Annotated in this window: 9 protein-coding genes; 5 read left to right on the forward strand and 4 right to left on the reverse strand. The window is 49.7% G+C overall.

Going from position 1 to position 12,642, the window contains the following annotated elements; translation table 11 throughout:
- The first annotated feature begins 39 nt into the window (after positions 1–39).
- Positions 40–735, forward strand: coding sequence for a tRNA pseudouridine(55) synthase TruB (gene truB / locus FPG75_RS15420; protein ID WP_143307754.1), 696 nt, complete (start codon positions 40–42; stop codon positions 733–735).
- Here truB and tamL read toward each other — a convergent pair.
- Entirely contained in the window at positions 716–3,148 is a 2,433-nt protein-coding gene (gene tamL / locus FPG75_RS15425; protein WP_161596820.1) for a translocation and assembly module lipoprotein TamL, read from the reverse strand. The genes truB and tamL overlap by 20 nt on opposite strands.
- A 102-nt stretch (positions 3,149–3,250) precedes the next feature.
- Here tamL and FPG75_RS15430 point away from each other — a divergent pair, with 102 nt between their 5' ends.
- From FPG75_RS15430 to FPG75_RS15440, 3 genes are read left to right on the forward strand one after another with little or no spacing between them, the layout of a single operon-like run.
- Positions 3,251–3,991, forward strand: coding sequence for a TrmH family RNA methyltransferase (locus FPG75_RS15430; protein ID WP_143307756.1), 741 nt, complete (start codon positions 3,251–3,253; stop codon positions 3,989–3,991).
- Positions 3,992–3,997: 6 nt separating this feature from the next.
- Complete coding sequence (locus FPG75_RS15435; RefSeq protein ID WP_143307757.1) at positions 3,998–5,038, forward strand: hypothetical protein; 1,041 nt, start codon at positions 3,998–4,000, stop codon at positions 5,036–5,038.
- Positions 5,004–7,328: a hypothetical protein gene (locus tag FPG75_RS15440; protein WP_143307758.1), complete on the forward strand. Its 2,325-nt coding sequence runs from the start codon at positions 5,004–5,006 to the stop codon at positions 7,326–7,328. Before FPG75_RS15435 ends, FPG75_RS15440 begins: the two co-directional genes overlap by 35 nt.
- A gap of 3 nt (positions 7,329–7,331) precedes the next feature.
- Here the strand turns inward: FPG75_RS15440 and FPG75_RS15445 are convergent, their stop codons facing one another.
- The gene (locus FPG75_RS15445) at positions 7,332–8,567 is read right to left on the reverse strand and encodes an ABC transporter permease (RefSeq protein ID WP_143307759.1); all 1,236 of its coding nucleotides are present in this window, start codon (positions 8,565–8,567) and stop codon (positions 7,332–7,334) included.
- A 128-nt stretch (positions 8,568–8,695) separates the two neighbouring features.
- On the opposite strand from FPG75_RS15445, the gene FPG75_RS15450 reads away from it, so the two are divergent.
- On the forward strand, positions 8,696–9,985 hold the full coding sequence (locus tag FPG75_RS15450) for a type IX secretion system plug protein (protein ID WP_143307760.1): 1,290 nt from the start codon (positions 8,696–8,698) through the stop codon (positions 9,983–9,985).
- A gap of 177 nt (positions 9,986–10,162) precedes the next feature.
- On the opposite strand, the gene FPG75_RS15455 is transcribed toward FPG75_RS15450, so the two are convergent.
- Entirely contained in the window at positions 10,163–11,476 is a 1,314-nt protein-coding gene (locus FPG75_RS15455; RefSeq protein ID WP_143307761.1) for an NAD(P)/FAD-dependent oxidoreductase, read from the reverse strand.
- A 369-nt stretch (positions 11,477–11,845) separates the two neighbouring features.
- A complete protein-coding gene (locus tag FPG75_RS15460) occupies positions 11,846–12,553 on the reverse strand; it encodes an MIP/aquaporin family protein (RefSeq protein WP_143307762.1) in 708 nt (235 codons plus the stop codon).
- Between the last annotated feature and the right edge of the window lie 89 nt (positions 12,554–12,642).

Raw genomic sequence — 12,642 nt, forward strand, 5'->3', positions numbered from 1 at the left:
GATTGCTGAAACCTGAATGCTTAAAGCTATCTTTGCGGCATGCAAACCGAAGAAAAGAATATTTACCAGGAAGGCGCTGTGATATTGATCAACAAGCCACTGACGTGGACTTCCTTTGACGTAGTACGCAAGATCAGGAACACCACCAAAGCCAAAGTAGGTCATGCGGGCACGCTCGACCCGCTGGCAACGGGCCTGCTCATCTGCTGTACCGGAAAAATGACCAAAAAGATTAACGAATACCAGGCACAGGAAAAAGAATATACCGGCACCTTCACACTAGGCGCCACTACGCCTACATTCGACCTGGAATCTGAACCCCAGCATTTCAAAGATACCAGCGGCATTGACGACGCTGCGCTGAAAGCCGCTACCCTGGGCTTTATCGGTGAGATCATGCAGTTGCCGCCCATTCACTCTGCCATCAAACAGAATGGTAAACCTATCTATCATCTCGCCAGGAAAGGGGTGGAAGTGAAGGTAGAACCGCGCAAAGTAACCATCTCCGAATTTGAGATCACGAAGGTAGAGATGCCGGTGGTGCATTTCCGGGTGGTATGCAGCACGGGAACGTATATACGTTCTTTAGCCAATGATTACGGCGCAGCCCTTGGCTGTGGCGCTTATATGAGCAGTTTATGCCGCACCCGTATCGGCGACTTCAGGCTGGAAGATGCCGAGGACATGGAGGCTTTCATCGCCGCGCATTCCGTTCCTAAAAAGGATAACCAATAGCCACGTTCCAGATAATATTGTTCCTGCGCCATTGGCTGTCGCCAAGACTCCACTGGCCCAGGTACCAGCCATTTTTGTTGCCGGTGAAATAAGGTACTTTCAATGGTATGCCCCAATCGAGGCGGATGAGGAAGAACTCGAAATCGAGGCGGAGGCCAAGGCCGGTGCCCATGGCGAGATCATGATACAGTTGGTTGAACTTGAATTCAGAGCCGGGCCTGGTGGAATCGGGCTTGATCATCCAGATATTACCTACATCGAGGAAGGTAGCGCCTTTGAGGTTGATGCTGCCGCCGAACATGCGGAGCAGATCAAAGCGGTATTCCACGTTGCCTTCGAGTTTCATATCGCCGGTTTGATCGGGGAATATCGTGGCGTTGGCGGAACTGTCTTTATAGATGCCGGGGCCGAGGGTGCGCAGGCGCCATGCACGGATGCTGTTAGGCCCGCCGGAAGTGAACTGGCGCACATAAGGCAATACCTGTGAATAACTGTAGGGGATACCGATGCCCGCATATGCCCTTGTAGCAAGGGTGCTGTGGATACCGAACTTCCAGTAGTGGCGGTAATCGAGTTCCAGTTTTACGAAATTGGAGATGCTGACACCGGTGATGGTTTCCAGGTCCTTTTTCTTGCTGGTGGCGGCATTCACCAAACTGTTGATACCATTGAGCCACAGCCCTGATTCCTCCACATTCACGCGGAAGTAGGTATAACGCCGCTGATGCAGCACATCATTATTACTATAGATGTAAGAAACATTTTCCCCGCCGATGAGCGCAGGCTCGAAACTCCGCTTCAGGTAAGGGTTGGGGTTTACGATAGAATCCTGGAAGCCGGGATTGAGATTCACGCCAACATAGTTGAGGGTGAAGGGCCTTACGATCCATCGGCGATAGGCGCTGGAATTCCAGTCGTAGCCATAGGAGGCGTTGATGCTTTTGATATCGAATTTATCCACGCGGGATAAATAGTTAGCGCCCAGTGTGAGGCGCGTTTTTACGTTGGAGCGGTTCGATTGCCGGATATGGAAAGGCAGCGCAAAGCGAGGCCAGGTAAGGCTTACCTCGCCGCCAAATTCTTTTGATTGCAGCACCCACTGATTGTTGGCATTGCGGATCAGCTCAATGCCGGTGTTGAGGCTCACGCCAAATTGTGTGGCAGTCCTGTTCAGGTTGATATGCCGGTAGTTGAGACTGATGCCGCTTCCCAGCAGGTAATCGGTACTGTTGCTCAATTCGAAGTTGGCGCCGATCTCCTGTTTCTTGCGCGGGGTAAGGAATGCGTAAGCATCGAGGGTGTTGGTATCTTTCGTCTCTTTATATTGTACTGTCACAAACTGCCATATGCCGAGGTCGTATAGTTTGTTGATAGCATTGTTATACTGTTGCTGGGAGTATACTTCGCCGGGCCGCAACAGGATTGATTTGGAGAGGATCTTGGGCCGCAGTATTTCCTGGTGTTCGCGGATGGTGATATATTTTCTTACTTCCTGGTGAAAGGAGCTATCGTTCGGGTCACCATTGATGGGGAAATCAGGATAGGCATAGATGCGGTTGATATAGTATTTGTGCCAGTTCCGGAAGGCGGAATCTTCTGGATTTTTGATGATCACTTCCACATCCATGGTGGGTTTTTCTCTCCCTTTATTTTCGTTGAAGATATTTACAAATCCTTCGAAGGGGTTGAGCGGGTTTTTGAAGAGCGCCTTGTTAAGCGTATCCACGCTGAATTCTATGGCATCGCGGTTAAATTTATAGTAGCCGGCATCTTTGATGATGCGGGTGAGCCGTTCACGTTCGCTGGAGAGGGTGGAGGATTTGAAGGCCACGCCTTTTTGTATGAGGGAGAGATTTTCGCTGCCCTTCACTACCGCGAGGATGGCGGAATCGGCGACGTTGTAGGTGATCTTGTCGATCACGAAGTTCCTGCCGGTATTCACATGATAGGTGACGCTGGTTTTGCGGCCTTTGGTGGCATCATCTGCTTCAACGGTGGCGTAGAAGAAGCCCTGGTTATGCAGGTAGCTGGTCATATGATCCACTGATTCCTTTGTTTTGGAAGAATCATAGATCACGGGCTCTTCGAGATTCCGTTTGGCGAGCACGATGTTCCAGAACCAGTTGGATTTTTTTTCGTTATACTTCTGGTTGTAGAGCCATACTTTGATGCGGGTGTTGAGCAGCTTTTTATTGGGTTGTTGCGTCATCAGCGACCTGGATGAAAGGGCGCTGCGGATGTCTTGCTTTTCCGAAGTAAGGATATCTCCCTTCACATCTATCTTGCTGCTGATGTAGAGCTGCTGGTCTTTTTGCAGGTATTTGGTATTGGAACAGGCGCCCAGTGCCAGCAGTACGGCCAATATCAGCAAATGTTTCAGCAGGTATGTCCTTGAATTTTTTGGCGGCTGCATCACGGGCAAACGTTGTTAATATTTGATAATGGAAAAAGCTGTAGTAACTGGTAACCCTGCCTGTTCTTGGCCGATTAAAAGAAATCGTGTAGGTTTGGCCCCATGTTGTCAAAGGCGCAAATTAAATATATTCAATCATTACAGCACAAAAAAAACCGTCAAAAATCCAGCCAGTATATTGCAGAAGGCGACAAGATCGTGCAGGAGCTGTTACAGGCAGGCATGCCGGTGAAAGCGGTATATGCCACCCGGGAATGGATCGAGCTGCATCGCGTTTTGCTGAGCAAGCTGCCCGCCGGTGCTGTATTTGAAGTGGATAGCGCCGTACTCAAACAATTGTCTGCTCTCACAACCCCCAACCAGGCGATGGCCTTGCTGGATATGCCTCCCGCCGATACTGCGCTGCCTCCCGCAGGCGCCGTGGCACTGGCGCTGGAAGCCATCCAGGACCCCGGCAATATGGGCACCATTATTCGTATAGCCGACTGGTTTGGTATCCCGCAGATCATCTGCTCTCCTGACTGTGTAGATGTGTACAATCCCAAAACCATACAAGCTACGATGGGCAGCCTGGCACGTGTTCGTATAGCCGAACACGATATACCCTCGCTGTTGCGGCAAACTGTATTGCCCTCCTATGCCGCCACATTGCATGGTGATGATATCACCGGCTTCGGGAAACTAGCGGAAGGCATCATCCTTATCGGCAACGAGGGGAGGGGGCTGCTGGACAGCACCATTGCGCTGGCCACACACCGTATCACCATTCCGCGCCTGGGCGGCGCCGAATCGCTGAATGCCGCTATCGCCACCGGCATTATCTGTGGCCGTTTACTTATTTAAATGATCATGGCACCCCGTATATTATTTTATTGTTTGTTATGCTGTTTGCTCGCTTGCCAGGCGCCTCCGCCGCGGCAGGTAACACCCGCCTTCTATTTCTGGAAACAGGTATGGACGGGCAATAGCACGGAACGGCAATATGTGAAAGACCTGCCCGCAAAACGCCTCTATATCCGTATGTTCGACGTAGCGCCGGAAAAGAATACCAGGGAGCCCGCCCCTGTGGCCATTTTCAGGAAAAATGCGCCGCTGCCGGACAGCGTGGCCATCGTGCCGGTGGTATTCCTCATGAATGAAATATGGGCTGGACGGGACTCCGCGGCTATCTATACGCTGGCGCAGCAAGTAACGCGCCTGCTCCGGGATTGCTGCGACAGCCTCCATACCGCCACCATTCCCGAGATACAGCTGGACTGCGACTGGACGCAAGGGTCCCGCGATCAGTATTTCACTTTCATCAGGGCCATGCGCGCGCAGCCCTTCCTTCAACATAAAATATTATCCGCCACCATCCGCATGTACCAGGTGAAATACCGCTCCCGTAGCGGCATTCCGCCGGTAGATAAAGGCCTGCTGATGTGCTACAACATGGGCGATCTCCGTAAACCCGGCGATCATAATTCCATTCTCGACGAGACTACCCTCGCCGCTTATATTGGCGACAGCCGCGTTACAGATTATCCATTATCTTTGGATATCGCTTTACCCCTGTTCGACTGGAGCGTATTGTTCCGCGGTGGACAATACGCGGGTATCCTCAGAAGTGTGGATGAAAAGGCACTACAGCATAGCCCCCTGTTTGCCGCCACCGGAAAGTACCTGTACCGCGTGCAAAAGGATACGCTTTTCAATGGATTTGCACTAAGGGCCGGCGATGAGATACGGCGGGAGAGATGCACCCCGGAACTGCTGGAAACCGCTGCCCATATGATTTCCAGGCAACGGCAACATCATGATCCGACGGTCATATTCTATCATCTTGATTCAGTAACCCTTCATAATTATCCCCTGGATGAACTACAAAAAATTTATCGTCTTTTTCATTAGCTTTTTTACCGTGCTGTTTGGTAATGTGATCTACACACTCTCGTGTGGCCCGGAACCAGACCCCTACGATTATTACGTCTCTTTCTTCAACCCTTACGGAAAAGGTGCGGGATATGAGCCTTTCTATTACATCGGTATGCTGCCGTTTTACGATGACCCCACGCCGGCGGAAGCTACGGTGAATACTGCCGACTGGGCAGCTTATGCCGGCAAAAATGTGCAGACAGAAGATGTGGACCGCTACATCTATCATTTCAGTCGTGAACAGATTGCGCAGGTGGCCGACTATAGCGCCAAAGGCGGCAACGGCACATTGCCCGACAGCGCCCAGCGCAATACCTTCGTACGCTTTCTGCTACGCAACAGCGACGCCGCCCGTTACCTCCTCTTCGCCAAAGACTGTGAGCCACAGGTAGTGAACGTGGATGCCTGGACACCAGCGCCCGCCAACGACAGCATCATGGCATTGCTGCACGCCGAAGGCCTGCAACTCCGCGAAAAAACAAAGAGCCGCGAAATCCGCGACCGATACGCCTTTCAGCTGATCCGGCTTACTCATTTCCGCCACCTCTACCAGGATGCGATGAATGAGTTCGATCAATATTTCGGCAAGAAAGAAACCAACTCGCTGATGTATTACAAATCGCTCTCGCTGAAAGCCGGCGCCCTGCTACGTTACAAGGATACGGTGCAAAGCGCCTACCTTTTCTCCCGTGTGTTCGACAAAGCGCCGTCGATGCGCATCCCTGCATTCACCAGCCTGATGTGGACCAATACCAAAGCGGAACAGGTATATGCGCTCTGCGCCAACAATCGCGAGAAAGCCAATGTGGCAGCCATTTTCGGCGTGGCGTATGCCTCTCCCAGTCTCGCGCCCCTGCGCAATGTATACCAGTTCGATCCCTCTTCTCCTGCACTTAATACTTTATTGGTGAGAGAGATCAATAAACTGGAAGATGGCAACTTCGGTCCCGATCTCCTGCATTCGCTCGACAGCAACGCCTGGGTATACAACTACTATAGCTCTGAGACCTTTAACTATAAAGGCTATACGAAACAATTGCAGCATTATGTGGATAGCATTGCCGATAAAGGAAAAGTCAGCGATCCGGACCTGTGGCGCGTTGCATCGGCCTATCTCTCTGTGATGCTGCGCGATCTTCCCGGCGCCCGGTCGAGGCTCGACAATGCTAAGGTGAAAGACCCCAACGTAAAAGACCAATGGGAGATCATCAACCTGCTGGTCAATATCAATCAACAGAAAAAAATTGATAGCGCCTTCGAAAACAAGCTGCTGGCTTCTTTTAAATGGCTCGATACAAAAACGGCGCATAAGCCTAACAACATCTGGGCTTATGGAAACGATAAAGAATATTTCTTCAATAAAGCCTATCGCAACCTCTTGTTCGCGGTATTGGCGCCAGTCTACAAAAGGCAGGGCGACTTTGTAAAAGAAGCCCTGGTTACTGGCCGCTGCGATTCGCTGAACATGAATACCTGGGGCGTTTCCGGCTCCAGTGTAGTGGACCTGGTTACCAATGACATGACGCCCGATCAACTGCAAAAGCTCAACAGCTTCCTGCATCAGGCAGCTAAAACGCCGTACGAGGCTTATCTCAGCAGCTTCTTCCCGAAAGCCCTGAACATAGATCAGGCCATCGGCGTGAGCTATGTACGCCTGCATGATTTTAAAAATGCACAGAGCTGGTTGAAGAAAGTACCCGCCAAACAACAGCTCGTTACCTACCAGGTATTCCAGGACCAGCTACAGGATTTCGGAGAGGATACCGCTGATGCAAAACACCCGAAAAGCATTACCCAGCTTCAGTTCTGTAACCAGATGCTGCAATTGCAGGAGCGCATGAAAACAGCGCCGAAAGATGCACGCGCGTACTACGATTATGCGACCGCGTTATTCAATATTTCCTATTACGGGAAAACCTGGCATTTCATGAGAAGTTTCCGTCCTTCGGGTTATTGGTACACGACCGCGAAAGATTCTATTCCTGCAGACAAGCAATATTTCGGTTGCTACAATGCGGAGGCTTATTATCTCAAGGCTGCGCAAGCCGCTACGGATAAGGAATTCCGGGCACGCTGCTTTTTCATGGCGGCCCGTTGTTCGCAGAAACATACGCCGCCGAACAATGATGACAAGAAATACTATGGCGCGTTGGTGCGTAACCGTTATTTCCCGGTGCTGGTGGCCAATTATAAAGACACGCGGCTTTACCAGGAAGTATACGGCCAATGCAGCTACCTCCGCGATTTTGTGAGACGCTCGAAGTAGTAATTATTTAAACTGAATAGCTTTTACCGGTGTGATCCGGGAGATGATGAACGATGGCAGCAGGAGTACCAGGATACAGATCAGGAAGGTGCCGAGATTGATCAGCAATACCTCGATCCAGTTGAGGGAAATCGCTGCCACGGACATATAGTAAGATTCTTCCGGTAATTTAAAAAAACCGGTGGCCTGTTGCAACCAGGAGAGGCCGAGGCCAAAAACGTCGCCGATGAAAACGCCCATCAGTACAATGTATCCGGCTTGTGCAATGAATACTTCCTGTATACGCCAGTTCTTCATACCGAGCGCCTTGAGGATACCAACCATGTTAGTACGTTCGAGTATGAGGATGAGGATGGCCGTTATCATATTGATGATGGCAACAATGATCATGATCACGATGATGATCACTTCATTTTTATTCTGTAGCTGAAGCCAGTCGAAGATGTTGGGATAGATATCGCGGATGGTGCGGGTGAATAGTTTTTCCGGCAGCATGTTATTATCGATCTGGTTGGCTACAGCATCCATCTGGCGGTAGTCTCTGAGGTTGATCTCATAGCCGCCTACTTCGTTGGGCGCCCAGTCGTTGAGTTTGCGAACGAGGTTGAGATCGCCGATCACATAGGTTTTATCATATTCTTCAATGCCTGTTTTGAAAATGCCGCCCACGGTAAGTTTGCGGGCGCGGGGGGGCTGGCCGCCGCCCTGTATGAAATAGATGATCACTTTATCATTCACTTTCAGTAGCAGTTCTTTGGCCATTGCGGCTGATATCATGATCTCCTGGGAATAGGTGCTGTCGTTGTATTGCAAAGCATGGCCTGCCTGCATGAACTGCTGCAGCCGTGGCCAGTCGTAGTGCCTGTCCACGCCTTTGAAAAGTACGCCGTCTATTTCCTTTTCGGCCTTGAGTATCGCGGATTTGGTGGCATAGTTATTCACAGACCTGACCTGCGGCAATTGCAATATTTTTCGGATCACGGTGCTGTCGGTATCGAAGGGCACTTCTTCTGTGAGGGGGCCGGCATTGGGCTGGTACTGGTTTACATGAATATGGCCCCAGAAGCTGAAGATCTTCTCTTGTATCACCTCCTGAAATCCGTTCACCAATCCTGTTGCCAGTATCATTACCGCAACGCTGATCGCTGTGGCAGCGATGGCGATGTTGATAATGAATTTCGAAAATGTAGACGCCTTGTTGAAAGCAATACGCCTGGCAATAAAGAGCGGCAGATTCATCGTAATTTAATATTTTAGCCCATGAAGCACAGTAAGCGCTAAAATACTTAAAAAATCAGTACTTCTCAGTGGCGCAGAGAAGTACTATCTCAGAATAATCGTAACTTGAATACAATCAATTAGCACTTATGCGTAAAGCCTTTTTGTTCCTGGCTGCCCTGTTTTCCCTGTTTTGTACTGTGGAAGCACTGGCGCAGGCAAACGCTGTTACACCTGATCATGTGTATTACAACAACATCAAATCGGTAAAACTGAATCCTGCCGGAGATCCGCTGGGGTTGCCGCTTTACACGCTCAACTCCGGTGATAAACTGGAGCTGTCGTTCGATGACCTGGACAATGACGTGAAGAATTACTACTATTCTTTTGTGCTCTGTAATGCCGACTGGACGCCTGCTACGGTGAACCAGCTGGAATACCTGCGCGGCTTCTCTGAAACCAGGATACTCAATTACCGTTTGTCGAGCGTAGCGCTGCAACGTTATACGCACTACAGTGTGCAGTTGCCGAGCACTAACAGTTACCCGATCAAATCAGGTAATTACCTGCTTAAAGTATATCTCGATAGCGATACGTCGCAACTGGCATTTACCCGCCGTTTGATGGTGGTAGAGAATAAAGCCGGGTTAACAGGTTTTATTCAGCAGCCGGTAAGCCCCAAGCTGTTCAAAACAACCCAGAAAGTAAACTTTGAAGTGAATACCGCCGCACTGAATGTGGTGAATCCATTTGACCAGGTGAAAGTGGTGATCCTGCAGAATGGCAGATGGGATAATTGCATTTCGAATATCCGGCCGCAGTTCATCAACGGTAATACGATCAAATACAATACAGAGGTGGATTGTATCTTCCCTGGCGGCAAGGAGTTCCGCTGGATCGATCTGCGCAGTTTCCGTTTGCAAACAGAGAGAGTACAGCATACGGAGTATCATGCCAGCAGCACCGACGTATATGCCTTCCCTGAACATGAGCGGGCCGACAAGGTATACCAGTTCATCAAAGATATCAATGGTAAATACTATCTCGCTACGCTGGATGGCTATGATCCTAACTTTGAAGGCGATTATGCCACGGTACATTTTTCCTTTGCATCGCCGGAACCTTACGCCGGATATGATATGTACATCTTTGGTGAACTCACCAATTACGAGTGTAATGATATGAGCAAGCTAACCTACAATGGCGCTACGCGCGCTTATGAAGGCACGCTTTTCCTGAAGCAGGGCTATTACAATTACTTCTACGGACTGGTAGATAAAACGAAGCCCGATGCCAGGTTTGATACAGAGTTGACAGAAGGGGATTATTGGGAGACAGAGAATAACTATACGATACTGTTATATTACCGTGCATTGGGCGCAAGGTCTGATGAGCTGGTAGCCACTGTTACCTTGAATTCCATGTTAAACAGAAAATAATTACGGATTACGAATTAAGAATTACGGCCTGAGAAAAAGATCATTGGGGAGATAGTTGCGAAGATCGGCCCTTAAAGCGCTTTGAGTGCTTCAAGGGCTTCTAACCTTCGCAACTATCTCCCCAATGATCTTTTTCTCAGGCCGTAATTCTTAATTCGTAATCCGTAATTATTTCATTTATACGCCTACTGTTTGCCGCAGTTTCACAATATTGGCGGCGCCGCGTTTGATGATGATGCGGGTTCCTCTCTCATAAGTAAAGTAGCGATAGAACCAGTTGATGAACACAACGAGTTTGTTCCTGAAACCGAGGAGGCTCATCAGGTGTACCACCATCCATACGATCCATGCAAAGTAGCCACTGAGGCGCATGCTGGGGAGTTCCGCTACGGCTCTGTTGCGGCCGATGGTGGCCATGCTGCCGAGGTCTTTGTAGTGGAATGCTTTCATGGGCTTTTGCTCCATTTGCAGGCGCAGGTTGTGTGCGAGATTTTTTCCTTGCTGGATGGCCACTTGCGCCACCATGGGATAGCCTTTAGGGAAGCGGCTATCGTTGGTCATCTGTGCAATATCGCCGATGGCATAGATGTTATTAAATCCTTTCACCTGGTTAAATTCATTCACGATAATGCGTCCGTTGGGTAGCAGGATATCCTGTGGCAAACCCAGTACCGGTACGCCTTTTACGCCGGCGGCCCAGAGGAGGGATTGTGTTTTGATCTGTTCGCCATTATTGAGGGTGATGGTTTGTCCGTCGTAGTCTTTCACGCTGGTGTTTACCATCACGTTCACGCCTATATGTTGTAATGCCTCCATGGTTTTCTGTGAGGTGCTTTCGCTGAAAGATGCCAACAGCCTGGGTCCTGCCTCGATGAGATATACGTTCATCAGGTTCTGTGGCAGGTCGGGGTAGTCTTTGGGCATGATATATTTGCGTAGTTCGGCGAAGGCGCCGGCGAGTTCTACGCCGGTGGGGCCGCCGCCTACCATCACGAAGTTGAGTTTAGGTTTTATCTCTTCAGGATCTTTGAGCAGCAGGCTTTCTTCAAATTGTTTTACAACGTAGTTCCTGATCTGAACGGCCTCTATCAGGGATTTCATGCCGATGGCATGTTCTTCTACCTGTTTGTTACCGAAGAAGTTGGTATTACTGCCGGTGGCAAAGATGAGCTGGTCGTAGCGAATTTCGCCGATACCTGTTTCCAGTATGTTTTCTGCGGCGCGAACGCCGGTTACTTCGGCCATGCGGAATACAAGGTTGTGCTGTTTCCGGAAGATACCGCGCAGCGGAAATGCGATACTGTCGGGTTCCAGCCCTGCGGTGGATACCTGGTATAATAAGGGTTGAAAGAGGTGATAGTTATTTCTGTCAAGAAGTACTACTTGTACCCGAGCATGTTTGAGCTGTTTGGCGAGATTGATACCACCGAAGCCGCCGCCGACAATGACTATCCTTGGCAGATTGGTTTCCGGAATGTTGGGCTGGATCATAATTCATCTGTTTAAAAGGTGCTCATTACGTAACATTTTTCCCCTTGCAGCTGTTCGGCAAATGCTGTGCCGCTGCTAAGGATTATCAAAGTTACTAAACTTTCAGAAAATAATGAAAGTTTATGCGGAGTTTGTCTTGCTCAGGATTATGCTGATTGAAAGGATTACCAGGATTTTTTTTATCAGGATTAATAAAGATGAAAGAAGGATTTACGAAGATCGTTCGCAACGATAGCCCTTGAAGCGCTCAAAGCGCTTCAAGGGCTGGAACCTCATTGATCTTCTCGTCAATCTTCTTTTATCTTTATTAATCCTGATAAAAAAAATCATGGTAATCCTTTCAATCAGTATAATCCTGAGCAAGACAAACTACGCTAAGAGCGCGAACAACCACGCCGCTACGGCGCCGCCAGCTAGTGGAGCGAGGATGGGGATCCAGGCGTAGGGCCAGTCGCTGTTGCGTTTGCCGGGGATGGGGAGAAGGAAGTGCATGAGCCTGGGACCGAGATCCCTGGCGGGATTGATGGCATAGCCTGTGGGGCCGCCTAAGGAAAGGCCGATCGCCAATACAAGAAATGCTACCGGTAGGGCATCCAGCGAACCCAGTCCTGTAGCGGGTTTGGTGATGAAGAGGACTGCCAGCACAAAAATGGCGGTGGCCAGAAATTCGGTGAGGAAATTATAGAAGCTGTTTCGTATAGCCGGCCCCGTGCAGAATACGGCGAGTTTGCCATCAGCATCGGTGGATTCGTCGAATTGCTGCTTGTAGATGAGCCATACAAGCCCTGCGCCCAGCATAGCGCCGAGGAGCTGCGCAATAAAATAAGCAGGTACCTGGCTCCAGGGGAAATCGCCTTTCACTGCCAGCGCCAGCGTTACCGCAGGGTTGAGGTGCGCGCCACTGTAGCGCCCTGCACAATATACGCCTACAAACACGGCCATGGCCCATCCGAGGGTGATCACGATCCAGCCGCCCTGGTTACCTTTTGATTTGCTTAAAACAACATTCGCCACCACACCATCTCCCAACGCAATGAGAAAAGCCGTTCCAATGATTTCTGCTAAAAAAGGAGACATGAGAATTTGGGTATTTTATTATTTAGATATTTGGTGATTGGATTTTCGGATTTTTGAATTTACGGATGTGAGAATTTTGATCAAATTCT

The sequence above is a fragment of the Chitinophaga vietnamensis genome (genome assembly GCF_902167635.1).
GTDB classification, from domain to species: Bacteria; Bacteroidota; Bacteroidia; order Chitinophagales; family Chitinophagaceae; genus Chitinophaga; species Chitinophaga vietnamensis.